The organism is Pseudomonas sp. IT-232MI5 (assembly GCF_949767845.1).
Classification (GTDB): Bacteria; Pseudomonadota; Gammaproteobacteria; order Pseudomonadales; family Pseudomonadaceae; genus Aquipseudomonas.
In genome coordinates, this window is the sequence record NZ_CATKQE010000061.1 from 89,714 (window position 1) to 114,351 (window position 24,638).

The following is a 24,638-nucleotide window of genomic DNA, read 5'->3' on the forward strand; positions in this document are numbered from 1 at the left end:
GGCAGCTCCTACAGGGCGCGGCCGCGACCACCGTTGATCTGCCGCAACTGCGCTTGCAGGTGCAGGCTCCAGATCTGCGGATCGTCAGCCAGTTCGTAGCCATGCAAGGTCAGACTTTCGACAATGGTGTCGAGTATCGATTCGGCGGCGACCGGCCCATGAAACGGGCCCTGGGCTTTGATGGCAGAAGGTTGTTCGCCGGCCATGCCGGCCGCGAAGAGCAGCGTCCACATACCGTTATCGCCGGCCAACGGCTTGATGGCGCATTCGATACGGGTCACAAGACCCAGGCATTGACGGGTGAGACAGAGGTTGCGCGACATGGCGGCGACCCTCGGTGAAGCCGGTATTCAGCCCCCACGGGAGGACTGGCTCGATCCAGTGATACTGTCGATATCCTTGAGCTGAGAATAGAAGAAAAGTCCGCTGCGCAAGCCGAATGAAACCAGAAGGCGCCGAATGGTCATTGTGTGAATATTGGCGCCAGAGTAGTGGCGATTTCCCGAAGATCCCCACAAAAAAAAATGTAGGAGTGAGCCTGCTCGCGATAGCGGTGAACCAGTCGACTTATTCGCCGACTGACACTCCGCTATCGCGAGCAGGCTCACTCCTACAGTTTGACCGCGCCAGGCTTAAGCCGGCTTGGCTTCGGCCAAGGCCTCTTGCGCCAGTTCCTTCTCGGCTTCCTTGAGGTCTTCTTCGCTGATCATTTCAGCGATGTCGCGCAAGCGCTCCACCACCCGCGCGTTGATGCTGCCTTCCGGGAATTCGCCATCGGCATTCGGCTCACCGGCCGGTTCACCGACCAGCAGGCTCAACGCCTCGTCGGCCTGACGCACCGCGTACACGTGGAACTGCCCGGCACGCACTGCCGCCAGGACTTTCTCATCGAGCATTAGCGTAGCGACGTTGGCCTGCGGAATGATCGCGCCCTGCTCGCCCGTCAGCCCGCGTGCTTCGCAGAGACGGAAGAAGCCTTCGATCTTCTCGTTGACCCCGCCCACCGCCTGCACTTCGCCAAACTGATTGATCGAACCGGTGATCGCAAAGCACTGCTTCAACGGGGTTTTCGACAGCGCCGAAATCAGCGTGCACGCCTCACCCAGCGACGCACTGTCGCCATCGACGTAACCGTACGACTGCTCCAGCGCGATGCTCGCGGAAATAGCCAGCGGGAATTCCTGAGCGTAACGGCTGCCCAGATACCCGGTGAGAATCATCACGCCTTTGGAGTGAATCGGCTGCCCAAGGTTGACTTCACGCTCGATGTCGACGATGCCGCTGCCGCCCGGATACACCGTGGCGGAAATCCGCGCCGGCACACCGAATGCCGAATCACCGACTTCGAGTACGGTCAGGCCATTGCATTTGCCGACCGCCGCACCATCAGTGTCGATCAGGATGATCCCGGCGAGCATGTCGTCGAGAATCCGCGCCGACACGCGACCGGTGCGTGTGGCCTTGGCTTTCAACGCACGTTCGATATGCCCGGCATCGGTCATCTCATCGCCGGCCAGATGACGGATGAAATCCGCTTCGCTGACCAGTTGGAACAGATCACCGATACGTGCCGACAAACGCCCCTGGTGCTCGGCCAAACGAGCGCTGTACGTCGCCAGACGTGCCACCGCATCGGCGGTCAACGGTGCCATGCCTTCTTCCGACGTGCGGGTTTTCAACAGCTGGGCAAATTGTTCCAGGCTCTCGTCGACCATCGGGATGTCTTCGTCGAAATCCACGAGGACGCGGAACATCTCCTGGAAGTCCGGATCGAGGTCTTGCAGCGTGTAGTACAGAGAGCGCGCACCGATGATGATGACTTTGACCTGCAACGGAATGTGCTGCGGGTTGAGCGTGACCGTGGCGAAACGGCCCATCTCGCCCAGCGGCGATTCCATTTTCAGCTTGCGCGATTGCAGGGCGCGTTTCAGCGCATCCCACACGAACGGTTCGCTGAGCATTTTTTCCGCTTCAAGAATCAGGAAACCACCGTTGGCGCGGTGCAAGGCACCGGGACGCAACTGCCGATAGGTGGTGTAAAGCGCGCCCTGATCGGTGGTGTATTCGATACGACCAAAGAGGTTTTCGTAAGTCGGGTGCGGCTCGAACACCACCGGCGCACCGCCGCTCACCGGATGGCCGACCACCAGGCTCGGCGCGTATTGCTCTTCCAGCAGCTTGCGCGCGACGGCGTCGGTCTTGCTGTCATCGACCAATTGCTCGACCACGGTTTTCAGCAAGTAGACCTGCATGGCTTGCAGGTAACCGCAGACCGCGGCGTTCTCGGCGTACTTCTCCGACAGCGGCGACAGCAATGGCTGCAGCGCCAAGGTGATGGTTTCTTCGTTGAGCGAACGCAGTTGATTGTTCGACTCGCGCTTCCACTGCGGCAGGCTGGCGAGTTCTTCGTTCAGGCGCTCTTCGAGGCCGGAAATGTCTTCGTGAAAACGCTCGCGATCAGCCTCTGGCAACTGAGCAAATTCCGCTTCGTCCAGAGCCTTGCCGTCGAGCATCGGCGTGAAGGCAACGTTGCTGCTGTCGCGGTACAGGGCGACGTCTTTTTCCAGGGCCAGACGCTCGATGATGTCGAGGGCCTTGTCATAGCGCTGGTTGAAGGCGCGGTCGATGGCGCTTTTCTTTTGCTGGTAGGACGGGTGCTCGAACACCGCTGGAAACGTTGCCAGCAGGTTGTCGATCAAGCCGTTGATGTCACCGATAAAGACGCCGGCAGTGCCCGAAGGCAATTCCAGTGCACGCGGTTCGCGCGGCTCGTCGAAATTATTCACGTAGACCCAGTCGGCCGGGGTCTGCAGGCGCTTGCCTTCTGCTTTCAGGTAGCGTTTGACGAACGAGAAGCGGCCGGTGCCGGGCTCGCCCATCACGAATACGTTGTAACCGGGGCGTGGCATGGCCACACCGAACTGCAAGGCTTCGACCGCGCGTTCCTGGCCGAGCACACCGCGAAAGGGCTCCAGATCATTGGTGGTAGTGAAGCTGAACTGTTCAGCGGAAAACGGACGGGTCAGCGCTTCGGGCGCGAGACGCAAGCTGGCAGCAACAGGATCAGGCATCGGGCTTCCTTAACAATCAGGCGGGGCAGATAGCGGCATTCTGGCGCTGCCCGTGCCCCACTGGCAAGGCGCGCCACACCACAAAGCATAGACAACCGGCCAAGCCGGCGGCCCGCCCCCTGAAACCGGGGTTTATTCCAAATATTTTGCAAAAAACCACGGAACCCCTGGAACGTGCCTAAACTCCAAACTGCGCGGCTGGAACTAATACCGGCCCACTGGCTTCGTTTGGGTCTGTCTCGTACAGAGCTTGGGGGGCCAGAACCCTGTCCATTGGTATGCACACAAAGAGAAAAAAGCTATGAAACGGATTCTTCTCGGTACTCTCTTCACCGCTGTATCCATCAACGCAATGGCGCAAGCTCCAGGCGGCCCGGATTGCGGTTGGGGCAACATGCTGTTCGAAGGTCAGCGTGGCACCCCTGCTCACTTCCTCGCTTCCACCACCAACGGCACTTCCGGTAACGCCACCTTCGGGATGACGTCCGGCACCAACGGTTGCTCGACCAACGCATCGCTGACCTACGGCGGCAAATCCTGGTTTGCCATGAATGGCATGATGAACGAGCTGTCCGAAGACATGGCCAAAGGCAACGGCGAAGCGCTGACGACTTATGCCGTGGTACTGGGCGTGGCGCCGGAAGATCGCGCGCACTTCGCAGCTGTGACTCACGAGCACTTCCAGCAGATCTTCAGCAAGGCTGACGTGACCGCTGAAGACGTGCATACCAACACCCTGGCCGTACTGAAATCGGATCCTCGTCTGGCCAAGTACGCAACTCAGGCTTAAGCTCGACCTCGCCCGCTTCCTTCGGGAAGCGGGTTTTATTTTTTCGGCCCGCCCTCCTTGGGTCTTTATTTCTTTCCTGTTCAAGTTGCCGACTATGCTCAAACGCCTTGCCTGGCTGGCGCTCTGTGTCTGCGCCCCGCTGTCCGCCGCGCCAACCATCGACCCTCAACGTTTGCAGCAACTGGCCAACGACCGCTTCTGGATTTCCCTCGGTCACTACGAAACCGCCAAGCTTGGCGGCTGGCGCAGCTATGTCAGCGACAAGAAGTTTTTTCTGGCGCCCGATGGCAACGAACACCCCGATCATGAACTGGCGGCCACCGTGCAAGCGCTGTACGCACCGGCCAGTCTCGGCGAGCAACATGCGCAATGCGTTTATCCGGCGCGCACCCGCTGGCTGAAAGCGCAGCTCAATCTCGGGGATCTACCGACACCGGCATGCGCTGAATACAAGAAGTGGTTCAAGGATGTCTCGCCGCACAGCGCGGTGATGATCTTCCCGGCGGCTTATTTGAACAGTCCGTCATCGATGTTCGGTCACACCCTGCTGCGTATCGATCAGGCTGACGTGCAGGCCGACAAGACGTCGCTGCTCAGTTATGCGATCAACTTTGGCGCCTACATCGAAGGCTCGGACAACAGCATTCTCTACGCTTGGAAAGGTTTGATGGGCGGTTATCCGGGATTGTTCGCCTTGGTGCCGTATCAGGAAAAACTCTCGGAATACCGCAGCCTGGAAAACCGCGACCTGTGGGAATACCGGCTCAATCTGAGCCAAGAAGAAACCGCTCGCATGGTCGAGCATGTGTGGGAGTTGAAGCAGATCCAGTTCGATTACTTTTTCTTCGACGAAAACTGCTCGTATCGCCTGCTGGAACTGCTGCAAGTCGCACGGCCGAGCCTGCGCCTGACCGAACAATTCCCGCTGACCGCCATTCCTACCGACACCGTTAAAGCGGTGAAAGAAGCCGGGCTGGTGGAAAGCATCGAATATCGTCCGTCCCGCGAGCGCGAACTGCTCAGCCGCGCCGAGCCGCTCAGCGGTGAAGAGCAGCAATGGGTGCTGAACGTCAGCGCCGATCAGCAGCAGTTGCAGGATCCAGCGTTCAAAGCCCTGCCACGGGACCGTCAGGCGTTGATCATCGACGCGGCGTATCGTCTGGAGCGCTACCGCGCCAACGGGCAGGAACGTGATCCGCAACGGGCGCAGCGCAGTTTCGAATTGCTGCGGGCGATCAACAAGAACCCGGCGCCTGAGTTGGACATTCCGCAGCCAGGCTTGCCGGAAGACGGCCACGAATCCCGCACCTGGCAGGCCGGTCTCGGCACCCGTGGTGATCGTGCATTCGGTGAGTACGGTTTGCGCATGGCTTATCACGATCTCAACGACAACGCCGAAAGCTTCCCGCTCGGCGCACAAATCGAGATCCTGCAGATGAAGTTGCGTCAGTACGAAGGCAATCACTGGCAGTTTCAGCAACTGGATCTGGCGACGATTCGTTCGCTGACGCCGCGTAATGAGCTGCTGCAACCGCTGTCGTGGCAAGTCACTGGTGGTCTGGAGCGCGTACCGGGCAAGCATGATGACGAGACGCTGGTCAGCCACGTCAACGGTGGTGGCGGTGGCACGTGGGCGCTGGGTGACGATGTGCTGGGTTTTGCCCTCGGCACCGTGCGCGTTGAACACAACAATGATTTCGCCGAGTTCGTGTCCCCGGCGGGTGGTTTCAATACCGGCGTGTTGTGGAAAAACCCGCTGGGCAATCTCAGTCTGGAGGCCAAGGGCGATTACTTCTTCAATGGCGAAGTGCGCCGCAGCCTGAGTCTGAATCAGCAGTGGGAATTGTCGCGCAACCTTGGTTTGCGCCTGAGTGCGCAGCGTGAGTTCAGCCATCTCGCCACGCCGGAAACCGAGGTCATGCTTGAAGTGAAGTGGTATCACTATTAAAAGATCGCAGCCTTCGGCAGCTCCTACATTTGGAATGTGTTTCACCTGTAGGAGCTGCCGCAGGCTGCGATCTTTTGATCTTTCTTTCACACCCCACCAACGAATCCCCTTCTAGACTTTCCCCATAAGCCGGACAACCGGCGCGGGAGAGTGCGATGTGGCGGTGTGCGGGTTTGTTGGGTGTTGTGTTATTGCTGGGCGGTTGCCAGACCACCCATGAAGATCTGATCGCCAAGGGTTATCCACCGGCCTTCGCCGACGGCTTCGATGACGGTTGCATCAGCGGTCGCCAGGCGGCCGGTTCGATCAGCGGCGAATTCCGCAAGAACGTGCCGCGTTATCTTAAAGACAAGCAATACGCCGAAGGCTGGACCGACGGCTTCCGCCAGTGTCAGGCGATGCTGGAAAACAAGGGACGCGAAGAGTATCGCAACGAACACTGGGACGAACGAGAACGCGCCTGGCAGCAGCAGAAAGATCAGGACGCCGGACGGGCTTATCGCTCGCAATAGGTCGCTTCCAGACATCCAGTGAAACCAAATGCCTGCGAGCATGGCCCAAACCTCATACGAGGAGGACACCATGAGTCGCGCATTCGTCAACGAAGACAACGCCGCCGCGCAAGCCGATCAGCCGGTCGAACGGCAGGTCAGCGAGCAGCCCAATTACGTCACGCCGCAAGGGTTGGCGCAGTTGCAGGCCAAAGTCGCCGAGCTGCAAAGCCTGCATGCCGAACAATCAGCCAGAGGTGAGCAGGCCGACAAGCAACGGCTGGCGGATCTGCAACGTGATTTGCGTTATTTCAATCAGCGCCTGAGCAGCGCACAAGTCGCCGTAGCAGCAACGTCCAGAGACAAAGTGCAGATCGGCAGTTGGGTGACCTACGCCGATGAGCACGACACCGAACGCCGGGTGCAACTGGTCGGCGAAGATCAGGCCGATGCCAGCAAAGGCCTGATCAATTGGGGCTCACCCTTGGGCCGGGCGCTGCTCGGTGCCCGACTCAATGACGAGGTGCTGTGGCAGCGCCCCGCCGGCGATCAAATGATTGAAGTGATCCGCATCGAACCGGCTTAAACCACACCCTGCGCGAGCATTGCATCGGCGACTTTGACGAAGCCGGCGATGTTCGCGCCTTTGACGTAGTTGATCCGGCCGTTCTCTTCACCGTAATGCACGCAAGCGTGGTGGATCGACTGCATGATCGCGTGCAGCTTGCTGTCCACCTCACCTGCCGTCCACAGCAGGCGCATGGCGTTCTGCGACATCTCCAGACCGCTCACCGCGACACCGCCGGCGTTGGATGCTTTGCCCGGGGCGAACAGAATCCCGGCCTCGATAAAGATATCCACAGCCTCCAGTGTGGTCGGCATGTTCGCGCCTTCAGCCACGCACACGCAGCCATTGCGCAATAACGCGTGTGCGGCTTCAGCGTCGAGCTCATTCTGCGTAGCGCACGGCAGCGCGATGTCGCACGGCAGCGACCAAGGCAATTGCCCGGCGCGGAATTCCAGACCGTAAGCTGCCGCCAATTCACTGATGCGCCCGCGTTTAACGTTTTTCAGTTCCAGCAGCGCCAGCCACTGCTCTTCGCTCAACCCGGCTTCGCAATACAACGTGCCTTCGGAGTCGGACAGGGAAATCACCTTGCCGCCCAGATCCATGACCTTGCGCGCCGCGTATTGCGCCACGTTGCCGGAACCGGAGATTGCCACGCGCTTGCCTTCAACGCCCTGCCCGCGACGCTTGAGCATTTCTTCAGCGAAATACACGCAACCGAAACCGGTGGCTTCCGGACGAATCAGGCTGCCGCCGTAGGTCATGCCCTTGCCGGTCAGTACGCTGGTGAACTGGTTGCTCAGGCGTTTGTACTGGCCAAAGAGGAAGCCAATCTCGCGCGCACCGACACCGATATCACCGGCCGGCACGTCAACGTCGGCGCCAATATGGCGATACAACTCGCTCATGAACGCCTGGCAGAAACGCATGACTTCAGCGTCACTTTTGCCCTTCGGATCGAAGTCCGAGCCGCCCTTACCGCCGCCCATGGGCAGCGAGGTCAGCGAGTTTTTAAAGGTCTGTTCGAAGGCGAGGAATTTCAGCACACCCAGGTTCACCGACGGATGGAAGCGCAAGCCGCCCTTGTACGGGCCGATGGCGCTGTTCATCTGGATGCGGAAACCGCGATTGACTTGCACTTTGCCCTGATCGTCGACCCATGACACGCGGAACACCACGGCACGCTCCGGCTCGCAGATACGTTCCAGAATCCCCGAGTTCAGGTAATGCGGATTGGCTTCGAGGAACGGCCACAGACTGCGCAGGACTTCTTCGACGGCCTGGTGAAATTCGGGTTGATCCGGATCGCGTTTTTTCAGGCGGGCGAGGAAGGATTCAACGGATTCGATCATGGCAAAAGTCTCGGCAAATTTATTGTCGTTGGAGGAGATTGGGCCGGACTGTAACAAACGAAATGCGCACAGGAACAGAGCAAAATGTCGCAGTTATGAAATTAAATGGTGCACAGGATATAAATCCGGCTGGTTTTTGCCCAGTTTTGCACCTGAATGGTGAGATCAAATTCAAGTGATGCACCAACAGTTATACCGCCATCGCTGGCAAGCCAGCTCCCACAGTGGACATCGGTGATCTCGAACACCCCACAAAACCCTGTGGGAGCTTGGCTTGCCAGCGATGAATCCAACTCGGTATCCCTGAAAAACCAGGCAAAAAAAAACGGAGCCCGAAGGCTCCGCTTTTTCATGCAACCAACCCGATATCAGGCCAGTTTCTTGTGACGTACCCGGTGTGGCTGGGCAGCCGCTTCGCCGAGACGCTTTTTGCGATCGGCTTCGTACTCGGTGTAGTTACCTTCAAAGAAGATCGCTTGCGAGTCGTCTTCGTACGCCAGGATGTGCGTCGCCACACGGTCAAGGAACCACCGATCGTGAGAGATCACAATCGCAGCGCCCGGGAAGTCCAGCAGGGCTTCTTCCAGGGAACGCAGGGTTTCAACGTCGAGGTCGTTGGACGGTTCGTCGAGCAGCAGGACGTTGCCGCCCTCCTTCAGGGTCAGCGCCAGGTGCAGACGACCGCGCTCACCACCGGACAGGTCTTTGACGAACTTCTGCTGATCGCCGCCCTTGAAGTTGAAGCGACCGACATAAGTACGCGACGGAATCTCGTAGTTGCCGATGCGGATCTGGTCGGAACCGTCGGAGATCTGCTGGAACACAGTCTTGCTGCCATCCAGGTCGTCACGGCTCTGATCGACGCAGGCCAGTTGCACGGTTTCGCCGACTTCGATGCTGCCCGAATCCGGTGTTTCCTTGCCCATCAGCATGCGGAACAGGGTCGACTTACCGGCACCGTTACCGCCGATCACGCCGACGATGGCGCCCTTCGGCATCGAGAACGACAGGTTGTCGATCAGCACGCGATCGCCGTAGCCCTTGGTGACGTTCTTGAATTCGATGACCTTGTCGCCCAGGCGCGGACCGGCCGGGATGTAGATCTCGTTGGTTTCGCTGCGCTTCTGGAATTCCTGCGATTGCATTTCTTCGAAGCGTTGCAGACGTGCCTTGGATTTCGACTGGCGGGCTTTCGCGCCTTTGCGCACCCACTCCAATTCTTCTTTCATGGCTTTTTCGTGGGCCGACTGCTGCTTGGATTCCGCCGCCAGACGATCGGACTTGGCTTCAAGCCAACCCGAGTAGTTGCCTTCGTACGGAATGCCCGCGCCGCGGTCGAGTTCGAGAATCCAGCCGGCGACGTTGTCGAGGAAGTAGCGGTCGTGCGTGATCGCTACCACGGTGCCCGGGAAGTCGTGCAGGAAGTGCTCCAGCCACGCCACGGAGTCAGCGTCCAAGTGGTTGGTCGGTTCGTCGAGCAGCAGCATGTCCGGGGCGGACAGCAGCAGACGGCACAGGGCCACACGACGCTTTTCACCACCGGACAGGTGTTCTACTTTTGCGTCCCAGGCCGGCAGACGCAGTGCATCGGCGGCGACTTCCAGTTGGCGCTCAAGGTTATGACCGTCGCTGGCCTGCAGGATCGCTTCGAGCTTGGCTTGTTCGGCGGCCAGTTTGTCGAAGTCCGCATCCGGGTCAGCGTAAGCGGCGTAGACCTCGTCCAGACGCGCTTGCGCGTCCTTGATCACGCTGACTGCTTCCTCGACCACTTCACGCACGGTCTTGGTCGGATCAAGTTGTGGCTCTTGCGGCAGATAACCGATGTTCAGGTCCGGCATCGGACGGGCTTCGCCCTCGAACTCGGTGTCGACGCCGGCCATGATTTTCAGCAGCGTGGACTTACCCGAACCGTTGAGGCCGAGTACGCCAATTTTGGCGCCGGGGAAGAACGACAGCGAAATGTTTTTGAGAATTTCCCGCTTCGGCGGAACAACTTTGCCCAGCCGATGCATGGTGAAGACGTATTGAGCCATGGAGAACCTTGGGTCAGTGACAGATGAATGATTGCAGCGCAGGCGAAGCCCGGCCAGACCATGCGCGTCGTTCACTTGATGGTTATCAATGCGTGCGCGCTGAAAAAGTCTGAGTCTAGGAGCTGGAACGCTCCCGCGTAACCGGCAAAGCTACCTGAATGACCGGTGGCAGTCCAGCCGCGCGGGGCTGGCACTTCGCCACGACTCAAGGCATGCTAGCCGCCCTTTGGGCGTCCGGCTTATAGTGCACGTCGCGCCAGTCCAGCCAAACCGCAGGATTCCAGCTTGTCCAATGTCACTCCGCCAGCCTCTGTGAGCAGCACCCCACCGGCGCCCGGCTCGTCCCTGCGCGGTACATTAAAGGGTGCGCTGGCGACGCTTGTGCTTTTGTTGCTCGCATTGCTGTTCTGGCAACTGCTCGATCAACTGCGCGAAACCCAGAAAAACCAGCGTCAATACACCATCGATTACACCGCCGACCTCGCCTCGCAGGTCAGCCTGAACATGGCGCTGAACGCGCAAATCGCCCTCAACCTGCTACCGATCGTCGAACAACCGCAATCAGCCGACGAACAGCAGGCGCTATTGCGCAAGCTCCAGCAATCCTTGCCTGATCTGCGCAGCTTGGCCTTGCTCACCCCTTCCGGCAAAATCATCAGCGACAGTGCCGACAACAGCCACGACGCCGATTACCTGAGCGAACTGGTGCGCCGCAGCCGTGCACAGGCACATTACTTCAGCAACGCCGACGACGGTTCTGTGGTGCATCTGTTATTGCATCAGGCCAGCGGCAGCACGCGCGGTTATTGGGTACTGCGCTTGACCCCGACGTTCTTCGACTCGCTGACCAAACAGGGCGAAACCGGCATCCGCCCGTTGTGGCTGGTGGAAAACCGCCTCAACCATCAGATCATCAGCCGCGACGAAGCGCAGCCTTCGGCCAGGCCCGGCGTCTTGAGTCCGGACGACATGGCCAACACGGTGTTGACCGTGCCACTTAGCAGCAGCGACTGGCAATTGCGTGGCCTGTTCGACCGCCAGCGCGTGCTCGAAGAATTGCTGCCGGCGTTTATTGGCAAATGCCTGCTGGGTCTGGCGTTCTCGATGCTGCCGGTGATCGCCCTGCTCAACATGCGCCGCCGCCAGCGCCAGTTGCATGAGGGTCGCCGACGCTATCAAGACATTTTCGAAGGCACCGGCGTGGCGCTGTGTGTGCTTGATCTGTCCGGCCTCAAGCAGGTGTTCGACAAGGCGCAGATCCAGACCAGCGACCAGCTCAAAGCCTGGCTCGACCAGCCGGCGCAACGTCAGCAACTGCTGCAGGAATTGCGCGTCACCGAGGTCAACCAGGTCGCGTTGCAACTGCTCAACGTCAACTCTTGCGAGCACGCCTGGCAACTGTTGATCGATGGCCACCCACACCGTCAGTGCGCCATCGGCAACCAAGTGCTCGACGCCGTCCTGCAGCAACAGAAGCAGCTGGAACTGGAAATCAAACTGCCGGACATCAATGGCCGCGACCAGCACCTGTGGCTGGTGTTGCGCCTGCCGACCGAGCAGCACGACTACAAAGCGGTGATCCTCAGCATCAACGACATCACCAGCCGCAAGCTGATCGAACTGTCGCTGCTCGAACGCGAAGGCTTCTGGTCCGACGTGGTGCGCACCGTGCCGGATCATCTGTACGTGCAGGACGTGATCAGCCAGCGGATGATTTTCAGTAACCACCACCTCGGTCAAACCCTCGGCTACAACCGCACTGAACTGCATCAGATGGGCGAGTATTTCTGGGAAATCCTCCTGCACCCGGAAGACGCCGACTACTACCATCGCTCGCGGCAGATGCAGCGGCACGCCGGTTACAGTCAGTTGCTCCAGTGCCAATTGCGCTTCCGCCATCGCGACGGCAAATGGCGGCGTTTCGACATTCGCGAACAGGCGTTGGCTCGCGACAAACACGATCAGGTGACGCGAATCATCGGCGTGGCCAAGGACATCACCGAACAGATCGAAGCCAGCGAATCGCTGCGCGACAGCGAGCAGCGCTATCGCATGCTCGCCGAAAGCATCAGCGACGTGATCTTCTCCACCGACAGCAAGCTCTCGCTGAACTACGTCAGCCCGTCGGTGCAGGCGGTACTGGGCTACGACGCCGAGTGGATTTTCCAGAACGGCTGGCAATCGACCATCGCCAACCCGCAGCAACTGAGCGGCATTTACACGCTGATGGATCGGGTCAGCAAGGCGCTGGACAAGCCCGAGCAACTGGCGGTGTTGCGCAATCAGGTGCAAACGCAATTGTTCCTGTTCGACTGCCTGCGCGCCGATGGCCGCAAGATCCCGATCGAGTTGCGTCTGGTGCTGGTGTGGGACGAGCACGGCGCGTTCGAAGGCGTGCTCGGTGTCGGTCGCGACATCAGTCAGCAGCGCCGCGCCGAGAAAGACCTGCGCATGGCCGCCACAGTATTTGAACACTCGACCTCGGCGATCCTTATCACCGACCCGGCCGGATACATCGTGCAGGCCAACGAAGCCTTCAGCCGCGTCAGCGGTTACGCGGTGAGCGAAGTGCTTGATCAGTTGCCGAACATGCTCACCGTCGACGAACAACAGGACGCGCACCTGCGTTACGTGCTCAAACAACTGCATCAGCACAGCACCTGGGAAGGCGAAGTCTGGCTCAAGCGCCGCAACGGCGAGCATTACCCGGCGTGGGTCGGCATCACCGCGGTGCTCGACGACGAAGGCGATCTGGCCAGTTATGTGTGCTTCTTCAGCGACATCAGCGAGCGCAAGGCCAGCGAGCAGCGCATTCATCGCCTTGCCTACTACGACGCCCTGACCCATTTGCCGAACCGCACGCTGTTCCAGGATCGCCTGCACACCGCGCTGCAATCGGCCGAGCGGCAGAAGTCGTGGGTGGTGCTGATGTTCCTCGACCTCGACCGTTTCAAACCGATCAACGACTCCCTCGGCCACGCCGCCGGCGACCGCATGTTGAAAGACATGGCCACGCGCCTGCTGGCCTGCGTCGACGATGACGACACTGTGGCGCGCATGGGCGGTGACGAATTCACGCTGCTGCTGCAACATCGCTCCAGTCGCGAAATGGCGTTGAACCGGGCGATTCATGTCGCCGAACAGATCCTCGGCAGCCTGGTGCGGCCGTTCGTGCTCGAAGGTCGCGAGTTCTTCGTCACCGCCAGTATCGGCATCGCCCTGAGTCCGCAGGACGGCAACGAACTCAGCCAGTTGATGAAGAACGCCGACACCGCGATGTACCACGCCAAGGAGCGCGGCAAGAACAACTTCCAGTTCTATCAGGCCGACATGAACGCCAGTGCGCTGGAGCGTCTGGAGCTGGAAAGCGACTTGCGCCACGCCCTGGAACAAAACGAATTCGTCCTGTATTACCAACCGCAATTCAGCGGCGACGGCAAGCGTCTGACCGGCGCCGAAGCGCTGTTGCGCTGGCGCCATCCACGTCGTGGACTGGTGCCGCCGGGGGATTTCATTCCGGTGCTCGAAGAGCTTGGTCTGGTGGTCGACGTTGGCGATTGGGTGATCAGCGAAGCGTGCCGTCAGCTGAAGACCTGGCACCAGAATCGTGTACGCGTGCCGAAGGTGTCGGTGAACATTTCCGCGCGGCAGTTCTCCGATGGCCAGCTCGGCACGCGGATCGCCACGATCCTGCGCGAAACCGGCCTGCCGCCGGCATGCCTGGAGCTGGAACTGACCGAAAGTATCCTGATGCGTGAAGTCAGCGAGGCCATGCAGATTCTTGCCGGGCTGAAAAACCTTGGCCTGAGCATCGCAGTCGATGACTTCGGCACCGGTTACTCATCGCTGAACTACCTCAAGCAATTCCCGATCGACGTGCTGAAAATCGACCGCACGTTTGTCGATGGCCTGCCGTCCGGTGAGCAGGACGCGCAGATTGCCCGGGCGATCATCGCCATGGCGCACAGTCTGAATCTGGCGGTGATCGCCGAGGGTGTGGAGACCCATGAGCAGTTGGACTTCCTGCGCGAACATGGTTGCGATGAGGTTCAGGGCTATCTGTTCGGGCGGCCGATGCCGGCGGGGCGGTTTGAGGCGCAGTTCAGCAATGACGCGCTGTTCATGTTCGACTGAACATCGGCGGCGCGACCGAAAAGATCGCAGCCTTCGGCAGCTCCTGCAAGGATTGATGTCGGTCACAGTATTCGGGATCAGCTCGGATTACTGTAGGAGCTGCCGAAGGCTGCGATCTTTTGAGGCCAGCACAATCACCATCTATCTGCGCATGAACGCCACTTGTCTGCGACATGATGTCGTTTCATATGCCATCCAAAACCCATTGGGTTAGAATGCCCCCCTTTTCTGCCCCCGATCCTTGAGGACCGCCATGTTCAGCCGTGATTTGACTATTGCCAAGTACGACGCCGACCTTTTTGCCGCCATGGAGCAAGAAGCTCAGCGCCAGGAAGAACACATTGAGCTGATCGCTTCGGAAAACTACACCAGCCCAGCGGTGATGGAAGCTCAAGGCTCGGTCCTGACCAACAAGTACGCTGAAGGCTACCCAGGCAAGCGTTACTACGGTGGTTGCGAGTACGTCGACATCGTTGAGCAACTGGCCATCGACCGCGCCAAAGAGCTGTTCGGCGCCGATTACGCCAACGTTCAGCCGCACGCCGGTTCGCAAGCCAACGCCGCTGTTTACCTGGCCCTGCTGCAAGGTGGCGACACCATTCTGGGCATGAGCCTGGCCCACGGCGGTCACCTGACCCACGGCGCCAGCGTTTCCTCCTCGGGCAAACTGTACAACGCTGTGCAGTACGGCATCGACGCCAACGGCCTGATCGACTACGACGAAGTCGAGCGTCTGGCAGTTGAGCACAAGCCGAAAATGATCGTGGCCGGTTTCTCTGCCTACTCGCAAATTCTCGACTTCCCGCGTTTCCGCGCCATCGCGGACAAAGTCGGTGCTTACCTGTTCGTCGACATGGCTCACGTAGCCGGTCTGGTTGCCGCGGGTGTTTACCCGAACCCGGTGCCTTTCGCTGACGTCGTGACCACCACCACGCACAAGACCCTGCGCGGTCCACGTGGCGGTCTGATCCTGGCGCGCGCCAACGCCGACATCGAGAAGAAGCTGAACTCCGCGGTATTCCCGGGCGCCCAGGGTGGCCCGCTGGAGCACGTGATCGCCGCTAAAGCGATCTGCTTCAAGGAAGCGCTGCAGCCAGAGTTCAAGGCCTACCAGGAACAAGTGGTGCTGAACGCCCAGGCCATGGCCGAAGTGTTCATCGAGCGCGGTTTTGACGTGGTTTCGGGCGGTACCAAGAACCACCTGTTCCTGCTGTCGCTGATCAAGCAGGACATCTCCGGTAAAGACGCCGACGCCGCTCTGGGCAAAGCGTTCATCACCGTGAACAAGAACTCCGTGCCAAACGATCCACGCTCGCCGTTCGTCACTTCCGGCCTGCGCTTCGGTACTCCGGCTGTGACCACTCGCGGCTTCAAGCAAGCCGAGTGCAAAGAGCTGGCTGGCTGGATCTGCGACATCCTGGCTGACCTGAACAACGAAGCGGTGATCGACGCCGTTCGTGAGAAAGTCAAAGCCATCTGCAAGAAGCTGCCGGTATACGGCGCTTAATTGCGACGTTAAATCCGCAGCATGAAAAACCGGCCAAGTGATTGGCCGGTTTTTTTTCGCCCCTGATTTCCCGTGTAGGAGCTGCCGCAGGCTGCGATCTTTTGATCTGGATCTTAAAAACAAGATCAAAAGATCGCAGCCTGCGGCAGCTCCTACGGGCTATGGCCGCCGGTCAGACCGGTCATGCCAATTTTCATGTTTTCACTTGTCATCGCGAAAAAACCGAGCGTAGACTGCACCCGCACTGGACATACCGGTAAGACCACAATAATTAAGTCCTGAATCTGATGCGCCCTAAGCGCACGGCAGCCAGGACACCGACCAGGATTCCTCCCATGCTCAGATGGTGCTCGCGTTCAATCTTCCTCCAAGTGGTTCTCGGACTGATGCTCGGCATCGTCTGCGGGCTGACCCTTCCTGAATACTCGGCCCAGCTCAAACCGCTCGGCGACGGCTTCATCAAACTGATCAAGATGCTCATCGGCCTCATCGTGTTCTGCGTGGTGGTCAGCGGCATCAGCGGCGCCGGCGATCTGAAGAAGGTCGGGCGCATCGGCCTCAAGTCGGTGATCTATTTCGAAGTGCTGACCACCATCGCTCTGGTGATCGGCCTGGTCTTCGCCTTCAGCACCGGCATCGGCAGCGGCGCGAACATCCATCTCGAGCAACTGTCTGCGGCCGACATGGGCGATCTCGCCGAACGCAGCCAGCACATGCACACCACCACGCAGTTCCTGATGGACCTGATCCCGACCTCGGTGATCGGCGCCTTCGCTGACAACAACATCCTGCAAGTGCTGCTGTTTTCGGTGCTGTTCGGTAGTGCGTTGAATCTGGTCGGTGAAGCGGCTTCCGGGATCTCGCGGCTGATCAACGAGCTGAGCCATGTGATCTTCCGCATCATGGGCATGATCGTGCGTCTGGCGCCGATCGGCGTGTTCGGCGCCATCGCTTTCACCACCAGCAAATATGGCCTCGACTCCCTGCAACATCTGGGTAGTCTGGTCGGTTTGTTCTACCTGACCTGCATCGCGTTCGTCAGTGTGATTCTCGGTCTGGTGATGCGCGCTTCCGGCCTGCGCATGTGGCCGCTATTGAAGTATCTGCGCGAAGAACTGCTGATCGTCATGGGCACGGCATCGTCCGACGCTGTGCTGCCACAGATCATGCGCAAACTCGAACACCTCGGCATTGGCAGCTCGACCGTGGGTCTGGTGATTCCAACCGGGTACTCGTTCAACCTTGACGGTTTCTCGATCTACCTGACCCTGGCCATCGTGTTCATTGCCAACGCCACCGGCACGCCGCTGGCCATGACCGATCTGCTGACCATTTTGCTGGTGTCGCTGATTACCTCCAAAGGTGCCCACGGGATTCCGGGTTCGGCACTGGTGATTCTGGCGGCAACGCTGACAGCTATTCCGGCGATCCCGGTGGTCGGTCTGGTGCTCGTGTTGGCAGTGGACTGGTTCATGGGCATCGGCCGGGCACTCACCAATCTTATCGGCAACTGCGTCGCCACGGTTGCGATCGCCCGTTGGGAAAAAGACATCGACGTGCAACGCGCCAACAAAGTACTCAGCGGTCAGCAGGGCTACACCTTTCAGCCGCGTAAAACAGCAACTCCGGCGCACCAGCAGGAGTTCTGATTTAACCCCTGTAGGAGCTGCCGCAGGCTGCGATCTTTTGATCTTGAGTTTGCGGCTATCTCCCCCCAGGCAAATGGAGCAAGACCCTTGATAACCACATCAACCGTCGTCAACTCAGTCGTAGAAAAACTCCGCGCCGCATTGGCCCGTGGCCAGTGGCGCTCCGGCGACATGCTGCCGGGCCAGCGCGAACTGGCCGAACAATTGGGCATCAGCCGCCCGAGCCTGCGCGAAGCAGTGATCGTCCTGGAAACCCTCGGCCTCGTCCGTTCGATGCCGGGCAAAGGCGTGGTCGTGCTCGACGCGCAATTGAGCGATAACCAGAGCCACGACAGCGCGGTGGCCGGCGCCAGCCTCGAAGACGTGCTGCAACTGCGTTATACCCTCGAGCCGTTCATTGTCGGTCTGGTTGCGCAGTCGATCAGCAGCAAGGAAGTCGGCCAGTTGCGCCTGACCCTGATGGACATGCGCGAAGCCCTTGAGGCTGGCGACAGTGAAGCCGGAGTCAGCGCCTACATCGCCTTTCACGAAGAGCTGTTCACCCTGACTTCGAACCCGATTTTCCAGAGCGTCGTGCAGCAGACCAGCAACGCCCTCAAGCAGAGCGCCGAGGTGCTGCGTAATTCTCCAGAACATCTGGCCGAGCGCCTCGAAGAAAACGAAGCGGTGGTCCGCGCCATCCGCAGCAAGAACAGCGCACAGGCCAGTGCGCAAATGCGTCGGCACATTCTGCGCGAAGGTCAACGGATGGGCATCGAGTTGAACATCCCGGACGACAACTTGAGTCGCTGATTTCTATTGGAGACAGGCCATGAACAGTTTCGCCTCAGCGTCACACACTCGCCAGACCACGACGCCCCTGCCCTTCTCCCGCCTGCGCGAAACGGCAGAGGGTCTTTATCCGCGATTGTTCGATGCGATTCTGGAACAGCGCATCGATTCGAGCAGCCGATTTACCGAGGACAGCTTGAAAGAGATGTTCTGCGCCAGCCGCGCCGATGTGCGGCGGGTGTTGACGCAGTTGTCGCTTGAGCACGTCATTGTGCTGCGGGCCAACCATCGGCCGCGTGTGGCAGCACCTGATCGGGAGCAGACGCGGCAGGCTCTGCATGCGCGGCGGCTGGCCGAAAGCACGCTGGTACATTTGGCCTGTCAGCGCGCGCAAGCGGAAGGGTTGAAACGCTTGCGCGGGTTGATCGAGCGTGAGCGTCAGGCTGTCGAGCAGGATCGGCGTAGTGCGGCGATTCGCTTGTCCGGGGAGTTTCATCTGCACTTGGCGCAGATGGCGGGGAATGCACCGTTGGCGCATTTTCTCGGCAGTCTGGTGCCGTTGACGTCATTGGCGGTTGCGCGAAGTGAGCGTCAAACGCACAGCTGTTGCGCATGGCAGGAGCATTTGGCATTGGTTGAAGCGCTGGAAAATCGGGATGCTTCCAAGGCAGGGATGCTGATGAATCGGCATCTGGATCATCTTGAGCAGGCGTTGCTGGGTTCAGATCGTGAACATTGTGCTGTCGGTTAGATCGCTTTCGCGAGCAGGCTCACTCCTACATTTGAAACGCGTTCCCCTGTAGGAGTGAGCCTGCTCGCGATGGCGTCATCATTGACACTACAAACCCATCAGGCAGAAGCCACTCTGGCAAACCCCGCCCGAATCTTCTCTTCCGGCAACTCATCAGCAATAAACACAATCACACTTTCCCGCGCCTCACCCTCGGCCCATTCAGTATCCCAGTCGAAACCGTAAAGCTTCAACACACCCTGAAACACCAAGCGCCGATCCTCACCCGCAATGTTCAACACGCCTTTGTAACGCAGCAATTGCTTGCCGTGTTCTTCCAGCAGTTCATTCATGAACTCGCTGAGCTGATCGATATCCAGCGGCTGATCGGTGCGCAACACCAGACTGGAAATGCGATCAATCGACGGTGCCTTGCTCACTGGGCGAAGGCTCAATCCGCCGCCAAGATCGGCATTGAGGTTGAAGCCACGCACATCCAGCAGTTCAGCCAGATCAATGTTGCCATGTTCAACCACGCGGACTGGCGCGCGACGGTTGATTCGCGTCAGGCGTTCGCTCAACGCGTTGAAAGTCGCCTCGTCCACCAGATCAGTCTTGCTCACCAGCAAGCGGTCGGCGAAACCAATCTGCGCCTGAGCGATGGTCTGGGTCAGGTGCACGTCCGCGTGGGCGGCATCGACCAGGGTGATGATGCCATCGAGCAGGTAACGCTCGCGCAGTTCTTCGTCGATGAAAAAGGTCTGTGCCACTGGAGCAGGGTCGGCCAGACCGGTGCACTCGATGACCAGACGGTCGAAGGCGATTTCGCCGCTGTCCAGCCGTTCAAGCAGCAGGTAAAGCGCTTTGGTCAGGTCGGTGTGAATGGTGCAGCACACGCAGCCGTTGGCCAGGGTCATGACTTGCACCGGTTCGTCACCCAACAGCTGCGTGTCGATACCGGCGTCACTGAATTCGTTTTCGATCACGGCGATTTTCAGGCCGTGCTCGGCTTTCAAGATATGGCGCAGCAAAGTGGTCTTGCCGGCGCCGAGGAAACCGCTGAGTACCGTGACCGGGATGGGAGAGGACAAAACTCGATCTCCTTCACAAAATGAATGAACAACACAAAAACAACTGTGGGAGCGAGCTTGCTCGCGAAAGCGGTGTGTCAGTCAAATCATTCATCAACTGACACTCCGTATTCGCGAGCAAGCTCGCTCCCACAGGGGGATTACCTCAACCTTGCGCTGTCAGCTCAACAGCACTTTGGCCCACCCTTGCCACCGTAACGGGCTTCCTGACGTTCGCGGAAGAACATCTCGTAGCTCATCACCGGTTTGTCCGGGTGTTTGGTTTGCATATGCTCGACGTAGGTGTCGTAGTCGGGCATGCCGACCATCAGGCGCGCGGCCTGACCGAGGTATTTACCGAGGCGACTCAGGTCATTGAACATGCTGCAATCCTCTGGTTACGCATCCGGCAGGGCCTGGAATGGCGATTCTTTATCCGTACGCTCTTTTTTGCCCCAGGCGGCGATGCCGACCTTGAGCGCATAGAACAGGATACTGAAGACCACGAACAGGAACAGCGCCGTCAGCGTTGCGTTGGTGTAAGCGTTGAAGATCACGTGCTGCATCTGCTCGACGCTTTTTGCCGGGGCCAGCACCTGACCATTGGCCAGCGCATCGCTGTACTTCTTGGCCAGCGACAGGAAGCCGATCGCCGGGTTGGCATCGAACAGTTTGATGAAGCCCGCAGTCGTGGTGCAGATCAGCAGCCAGGTGGCTGGCAGCAGGGTGACCCAGATGTAGCGCTGACGCTTCATCTTGATCAGGACCACGGTGCCGAGCATCAGCGCGATACCGGCCAGCATCTGGTTAGAGATACCGAACAGTGGCCACAGGGTGTTGATGCCGCCCAGTGGATCGACCACGCCCTGGTACAGCAACCAGCCCCACATTGCCACACAACCGGCGGTGGCGATCAGGTTAGCGGTCCACGATTCAGTACGCTTGAGCGCTGGCACGAAAGAGCCGAGCAGATCCTGCAGCATGAAACGACCGGCACGAGTGCCGGCGTCGACTGCGGTCAGAATGAACAGCGCTTCGAACAGAATCGCGAAGTGGTACCAGAACGCCATGGTGTTTTCACCCGGCAGGACACTGTGCAGGATCTGCGCGATACCGACCGCCAGGGTCGGCGCACCACCGGCACGGGCGAGGATGGTGGTTTCACCAATGTCGTGTGCCACCGCTTGCAGCGCTTCCGGCGTGATCGCGAAGCCCCAGCTGGAGACCACTTGCGCAACCGAAGCAACGTCACTGCCAACCACAGCGGCCGGGCTGTTCATGGCGAAGTACACGCCAGGCTCGATCACCGAAGCGGCAACCATCGCCATGATGGCGACGAACGACTCCATCAGCATGCCGCCGTAACCGATGTAACGGGCGTTGGTTTCGTTATCCAGCAGCTTCGGCGTGGTGCCCGAAGAAATCAGCGCGTGGAAACCGGAAACCGCACCGCAAGCAATGGTGATGAACAGGAACGGGAACAGACCGCCCTTCCACACCGGGCCAGTGCCATCGACAAACTGGGTCAGCGCCGGCATTTTCAGCTCGGGCATGGTGATCAGAATACCGATCGCCAGGGCGACGATGGTGCCGATCTTGAGGAACGTCGACAGATAGTCACGCGGTGCCAGAATCAGCCAAACAGGCAGCGATGCAGCGACGAAACCGTAACCGACCAGCATCCAGGTAATCTGCACGCCGGTGAAGGTGAACGCCTTGGCCCACACCGGATCAGCGGCAATCTGCCCACCGAGCCAGATCGAACCCAGCAGCAGCAACACACCGACCACGGAGATTTCGCCGATACGGCCCGGGCGGATGTAGCGCATGTAAATGCCCATGAACATCGCGATCGGGATGGTCGCCATCACGGTGAAGATGCCCCACGGGCTCTCGGCCAGCGCTTTAACCACGATCAGCGCCAGCACCGCGAGGATGATGATCATGATCAGGAAGCAGCCGAACAGGGCTATGGTACCGGGAATGCGGCCCATTTCTTCACGCACCATGTCGCCCAGGGAACGGCCGTTGCGCCGGGTCGACATGAACAGAACCATGAAGTCCTGCACCGCGCCCGCCAGCACCACACCGGCAATCAGCCAGAGCGTGCCGGGCAAATAGCCCATCTGCGCCGCCAGCACCGGGCCGACCAGAGGTCCGGCGCCCGCGATCGCAGCGAAGTGGTGACCGAAAAGAATGTGTTTGTTGGTCGGCACATAGTCCAGACCATCATTGTTGAGCACGGCGGGGGTCGCCCGACGCGGATCGAGTTGCATCACATTGTTAGCGATGAACAGGCTGTAGTAACGGTACGCAACCAGATAAATGGCCACGGCTGCGACCACAATCCACAAGGCATTGATCGCCTCGCCGCGGCGCAATGCCACTACGCCCAGGGCGCACGCTCCTACGATTGCCAGCACTAGCCAGGGTAAATGGCGTAGCAGGCTATTATTATTTTTCATTTTATTATTCCAGCCAGGGTGGACAAGAAAGACAGCCACCCCGAGTTTAGCGCTTACGGCGCCAAAGGCCATACCCCGACGTTGGTCTAGACGCTTTAGCGATTGGCTGGCGCCCGCATTCGCGGTCTATAGTCAGCGAACCTTCATGAGGATTGCGCCATGAGCGAACACCCAGCCAACCGTCGTCGCTTCAAACGTATTGCGTTCGATGCCAGAACCGAGCTGAGTCAGGGCGATTACATCTGGCCGGTCAAGCTGATCGACCTGTCGCTCAAAGGATTGCTGATCGAAAGGCCGGAGCCGTGGTTGGGGGATGCGGAGAAGGATTTTTTCGTCGACATTCACCTGAGCGATGACGTCGATATCAAGATGGATGTGCATCTGGCACACGAAGAAAATAACCAGTTGGGCTTTGTCTGCCGACATATAAGCCTGGAATCGATCCAGCGCTTGCGTCGCCTGATCGAGTTGAATCTGGCGGATGAGGCCGAACTGGAGCGCGAGTTGGCTGCCCTGATCGAAATCTAGAATCCACAATTGAACCCTGTGGGAGCTGGCTTGCCAGCGATAGCGATTTCAGACTCGACGAATATGTCGACGGACAGAACGCAATCGCTGGCAAGCCAGCTCCCAAAGGTTATGCAGTGGGTTCAAGTTATTCGAAGAGCGCGTCAAGGGCCTGTTCGAGGCGGGTCACGGCGATGATCTGCAGGCCTGGCGGAGATTCCTTCGGCGCATTGCCCTTGGGCACGATCGCCCGTTTGAAGCCATGCTTGGCCGCTTCCTTCAAACGCTCCTGCCCGCTTGGCACCGGCCGCACCTCACCGGACAGCCCCACTTCACCAAATACCAACAGATCATGCGGCAATGGCCGGTTGCGCAGGCTCGACATCACGGCCGCCATCAGCGCCAGATCTGAAGCCGTCTCCAACACCTTCACCCCACCCACGACGTTGAGGAACACATCCTGATCGTGAGTCGGAATTCCGCCGTGGCGATGCAAAACCGCAAGCAACATCGCCAAACGGTTCTGATCCAGGCCCAACGTCACCCGTCGCGGGTTGGCCAGATGGCTGTCATCGACCAGCGCCTGCACTTCCACCAGCATCGGCCGAGTGCCTTCCCACGTCGCCATGACCACACTGCCCGGGACTTCTTCCTGCGCACGGGTGAGAAAAATCGCCGAAGGGTTGGAGACTTCTTTCAAACCCTTGTCGGTCATGCCGAACACGCCCAATTCGTTGACCGCGCCAAAACGGTTTTTCACCGCGCGCAACAAACGCAGACGCCCATCGGATTCGCCTTCGAAATACAGCACGGTATCGACCATGTGCTCGAGAACCCGCGGACCGGCCAGTGCGCCTTCCTTGGTGACGTGGCCGACGAGGAAAATCGCCGTACCGCTCTGCTTGGCATACCGCACCAGCAGCGCCGCGCTCTCACGCACCTGAGAGACGCCACCGGGAGCCGATTGCAACTGTTCGGTGAAGATCGTCTGGATCGAGTCGATCACCATCACCTTGGGTTTTTCCTGACGGGCCGTGGCGATGATGGTTTCGATGCAGGTTTCGGTCATCACCCGCAGTTGATCCTGCGGCAAGCCAAGGCGCCGGGCACGCATGGCCACTTGCTGTTGGGATTCTTCGCCGGTGACGTACAGGGCGGGCATGCTTTTGGCGAGGTTGCACAGGGTCTGCAACAGGATCGTCGATTTGCCGATCCCCGGATCACCACCGATCAGCACCACCGAACCGTCGACCAAACCGCCGCCAAGGACCCGGTCCAGTTCACCGGACGCGGTGGAGAAGCGCGGAATCTCTTCGATGCTGACTTCGGCCAGGGTCTTGATCTGCGCCTGCTGCCCGGCCCAGCCGGTGCGGCCGGTCGGCGCCGTGGCCCCGCCGCTTTCGATCATGGTTTCAGTCAGGGTGTTCCAGGCGCCGCACTCGCCGCACTGGCCCGCCCATTTGGGAAAGGTTGCGCCGCACTCAGTGCAGCCGTACATGCGCTTGGCCTTGGCCATCTGGATCCCCCGGCAAAAACCGCGATGATAACGCAG

General features: G+C 59.5%; 19 protein-coding genes. 10 read left to right on the plus strand and 9 right to left on the minus strand.

The genetic code is table 11. The features are described from left to right. Nucleotides 1-8: 8 nt before the first annotated feature. Together ACM6JQ_RS28360 and ACM6JQ_RS28365 are read right to left on the minus strand one after the other, a co-directional pair. On the minus strand, nt 9-323 hold the full coding sequence (locus ACM6JQ_RS28360) for a hypothetical protein (RefSeq protein WP_007909799.1): 315 nt from the start codon (nt 321-323) through the stop codon (nt 9-11). A 309-nt stretch (nt 324-632) separates the two neighbouring features. Continuing rightward, a complete protein-coding gene (locus ACM6JQ_RS28365; protein WP_007909798.1) occupies nt 633-3,071 on the minus strand; it encodes a Lon protease family protein in 2,439 nt (812 codons plus the stop codon). A 301-nt stretch (nt 3,072-3,372) separates the two neighbouring features. On the opposite strand from ACM6JQ_RS28365, the gene ACM6JQ_RS28370 reads away from it, so the two are divergent. The 4 genes from ACM6JQ_RS28370 (at nt 3,373) to ACM6JQ_RS28385 (ending at nt 6,886) form a co-directional block, all read left to right on the plus strand. Then, nucleotides 3,373-3,861, plus strand: a complete 489-nt coding sequence (locus tag ACM6JQ_RS28370) for a DUF3015 domain-containing protein (protein ID WP_007909797.1) — start codon at nt 3,373-3,375, stop codon at nt 3,859-3,861. Nucleotides 3,862-3,955: 94 nt separating this feature from the next. After that, on the plus strand, nt 3,956-5,809 hold the full coding sequence (locus ACM6JQ_RS28375) for a DUF4105 domain-containing protein (protein WP_007909796.1): 1,854 nt from the start codon (nt 3,956-3,958) through the stop codon (nt 5,807-5,809). 155 nt (nt 5,810-5,964) lie between these two features. Then, nucleotides 5,965-6,321, plus strand: coding sequence for a hypothetical protein (locus tag ACM6JQ_RS28380; protein WP_016986195.1), 357 nt, complete (start codon nt 5,965-5,967; stop codon nt 6,319-6,321). Nucleotides 6,322-6,391: 70 nt separating this feature from the next. Next, nucleotides 6,392-6,886: a GreA/GreB family elongation factor gene (locus ACM6JQ_RS28385; RefSeq protein WP_123375906.1), complete on the plus strand. Its 495-nt coding sequence runs from the start codon at nt 6,392-6,394 to the stop codon at nt 6,884-6,886. Here ACM6JQ_RS28385 and gdhA read toward each other — a convergent pair. The 3 genes from gdhA to ettA all read right to left on the minus strand — a co-directional run bounded on the left by gdhA (nt 6,883) and on the right by ettA (nt 10,253). Further along, nucleotides 6,883-8,220 carry an NADP-specific glutamate dehydrogenase gene (gdhA, locus tag ACM6JQ_RS28390; protein ID WP_414895061.1) on the minus strand — a complete coding sequence of 446 codons (1,338 nt, stop codon included), beginning with the start codon at nt 8,218-8,220 and terminating at the stop codon, nt 6,883-6,885. The two genes, ACM6JQ_RS28385 and gdhA, sit on opposite strands and share 4 nt — an antisense overlap. 101 nt (nt 8,221-8,321) lie before the next feature. Further along, the gene (locus ACM6JQ_RS28395; protein WP_414895062.1) at nt 8,322-8,573 is read right to left on the minus strand and encodes a hypothetical protein; all 252 of its coding nucleotides are present in this window, start codon (nt 8,571-8,573) and stop codon (nt 8,322-8,324) included. Between the two features lie 15 nt (nt 8,574-8,588). Further along, on the minus strand, nt 8,589-10,253 hold the full coding sequence (gene ettA / locus ACM6JQ_RS28400; RefSeq protein WP_007909789.1) for an energy-dependent translational throttle protein EttA: 1,665 nt from the start codon (nt 10,251-10,253) through the stop codon (nt 8,589-8,591). Between the two features lie 285 nt (nt 10,254-10,538). Here ettA and morA point away from each other — a divergent pair, with 285 nt between their 5' ends. From morA to ACM6JQ_RS28425, 5 genes are all read left to right on the plus strand, one after another. Further along, the gene (gene morA / locus ACM6JQ_RS28405) at nt 10,539-14,387 is read left to right on the plus strand and encodes a cyclic di-GMP receptor MorA (RefSeq protein WP_414895063.1); all 3,849 of its coding nucleotides are present in this window, start codon (nt 10,539-10,541) and stop codon (nt 14,385-14,387) included. Nucleotides 14,388-14,640: 253 nt separating this feature from the next. Next, nucleotides 14,641-15,894, plus strand: coding sequence for a serine hydroxymethyltransferase (glyA, locus tag ACM6JQ_RS28410; RefSeq protein WP_007909785.1), 1,254 nt, complete (start codon nt 14,641-14,643; stop codon nt 15,892-15,894). Nucleotides 15,895-16,229: 335 nt separating this feature from the next. After that, complete coding sequence (locus tag ACM6JQ_RS28415; RefSeq protein WP_007909782.1) at nt 16,230-17,543, plus strand: C4-dicarboxylate transporter DctA; 1,314 nt, start codon at nt 16,230-16,232, stop codon at nt 17,541-17,543. Nucleotides 17,544-17,630: 87 nt separating this feature from the next. After that, nucleotides 17,631-18,335, plus strand: coding sequence for a FadR/GntR family transcriptional regulator (locus ACM6JQ_RS28420; protein WP_007909780.1), 705 nt, complete (start codon nt 17,631-17,633; stop codon nt 18,333-18,335). 19 nt (nt 18,336-18,354) lie between these two features. Beyond that, nucleotides 18,355-19,065, plus strand: coding sequence for a GntR family transcriptional regulator (locus ACM6JQ_RS28425; RefSeq protein ID WP_414895064.1), 711 nt, complete (start codon nt 18,355-18,357; stop codon nt 19,063-19,065). Nucleotides 19,066-19,163: 98 nt separating this feature from the next. Here the strand turns inward: ACM6JQ_RS28425 and yjiA are convergent, their stop codons facing one another. The 3 genes from yjiA to ACM6JQ_RS28440 form a co-directional block, all read right to left on the minus strand. After that, complete coding sequence (gene yjiA / locus ACM6JQ_RS28430) at nt 19,164-20,135, minus strand: GTPase (RefSeq protein ID WP_007909778.1); 972 nt, start codon at nt 20,133-20,135, stop codon at nt 19,164-19,166. Nucleotides 20,136-20,299: 164 nt separating this feature from the next. Then, the gene (locus ACM6JQ_RS28435; RefSeq protein WP_003228401.1) at nt 20,300-20,497 is read right to left on the minus strand and encodes a YbdD/YjiX family protein; all 198 of its coding nucleotides are present in this window, start codon (nt 20,495-20,497) and stop codon (nt 20,300-20,302) included. A gap of 15 nt (nt 20,498-20,512) precedes the next feature. Continuing rightward, entirely contained in the window at nt 20,513-22,579 is a 2,067-nt protein-coding gene (locus tag ACM6JQ_RS28440; RefSeq protein WP_414895065.1) for a carbon starvation CstA family protein, read from the minus strand. A 159-nt stretch (nt 22,580-22,738) separates the two neighbouring features. Between ACM6JQ_RS28440 and ACM6JQ_RS28445 the strand changes: the two genes are divergently transcribed. Then, nucleotides 22,739-23,107: a PilZ domain-containing protein gene (locus ACM6JQ_RS28445; RefSeq protein WP_007909775.1), complete on the plus strand. Its 369-nt coding sequence runs from the start codon at nt 22,739-22,741 to the stop codon at nt 23,105-23,107. 127 nt (nt 23,108-23,234) lie between these two features. On the opposite strand, the gene radA is transcribed toward ACM6JQ_RS28445, so the two are convergent. After that, nucleotides 23,235-24,602 (minus strand): DNA repair protein RadA, encoded by a 1,368-nt coding sequence (gene radA, locus ACM6JQ_RS28450; protein ID WP_007909773.1) that lies wholly within the window; start codon nt 24,600-24,602, stop codon nt 23,235-23,237. Nucleotides 24,603-24,638: the final 36 nt, after the last annotated feature.

What these genes read in the sequence shown, in the direction of transcription:
- ACM6JQ_RS28360 (WP_007909799.1), bottom strand. Translation starts at nt 323, where the DNA reads ATGTCGCGCAACCTCTGTCTCACCCGTCAATGCCTGGGTCTTGTGACC.
- ACM6JQ_RS28365 (WP_007909798.1), bottom strand. Translation starts at nt 3,071, where the DNA reads ATGCCTGATCCTGTTGCTGCCAGCTTGCGTCTCGCGCCCGAAGCGCTG.
- ACM6JQ_RS28370 (WP_007909797.1), top strand. Translation starts at nt 3,373, where the DNA reads ATGAAACGGATTCTTCTCGGTACTCTCTTCACCGCTGTATCCATCAAC.
- ACM6JQ_RS28375 (WP_007909796.1), top strand. Translation starts at nt 3,956, where the DNA reads ATGCTCAAACGCCTTGCCTGGCTGGCGCTCTGTGTCTGCGCCCCGCTG.
- ACM6JQ_RS28380 (WP_016986195.1), top strand. Translation starts at nt 5,965, where the DNA reads ATGTGGCGGTGTGCGGGTTTGTTGGGTGTTGTGTTATTGCTGGGCGGT.
- ACM6JQ_RS28385 (WP_123375906.1), top strand. Translation starts at nt 6,392, where the DNA reads ATGAGTCGCGCATTCGTCAACGAAGACAACGCCGCCGCGCAAGCCGAT.
- gdhA (WP_414895061.1), bottom strand. Translation starts at nt 8,220, where the DNA reads ATGATCGAATCCGTTGAATCCTTCCTCGCCCGCCTGAAAAAACGCGAT.
- ACM6JQ_RS28395 (WP_414895062.1), bottom strand. Translation starts at nt 8,573, where the DNA reads ATGAAAAAGCGGAGCCTTCGGGCTCCGTTTTTTTTTGCCTGGTTTTTC.
- ettA (WP_007909789.1), bottom strand. Translation starts at nt 10,253, where the DNA reads ATGGCTCAATACGTCTTCACCATGCATCGGCTGGGCAAAGTTGTTCCG.
- glyA (WP_007909785.1), top strand. Translation starts at nt 14,641, where the DNA reads ATGTTCAGCCGTGATTTGACTATTGCCAAGTACGACGCCGACCTTTTT.
- ACM6JQ_RS28415 (WP_007909782.1), top strand. Translation starts at nt 16,230, where the DNA reads ATGCTCAGATGGTGCTCGCGTTCAATCTTCCTCCAAGTGGTTCTCGGA.
- ACM6JQ_RS28425 (WP_414895064.1), top strand. Translation starts at nt 18,355, where the DNA reads ATGAACAGTTTCGCCTCAGCGTCACACACTCGCCAGACCACGACGCCC.
- ACM6JQ_RS28435 (WP_003228401.1), bottom strand. Translation starts at nt 20,497, where the DNA reads ATGTTCAATGACCTGAGTCGCCTCGGTAAATACCTCGGTCAGGCCGCG.
- ACM6JQ_RS28440 (WP_414895065.1), bottom strand. Translation starts at nt 22,579, where the DNA reads ATGAAAAATAATAATAGCCTGCTACGCCATTTACCCTGGCTAGTGCTG.
- ACM6JQ_RS28445 (WP_007909775.1), top strand. Translation starts at nt 22,739, where the DNA reads ATGAGCGAACACCCAGCCAACCGTCGTCGCTTCAAACGTATTGCGTTC.
- radA (WP_007909773.1), bottom strand. Translation starts at nt 24,602, where the DNA reads ATGGCCAAGGCCAAGCGCATGTACGGCTGCACTGAGTGCGGCGCAACC.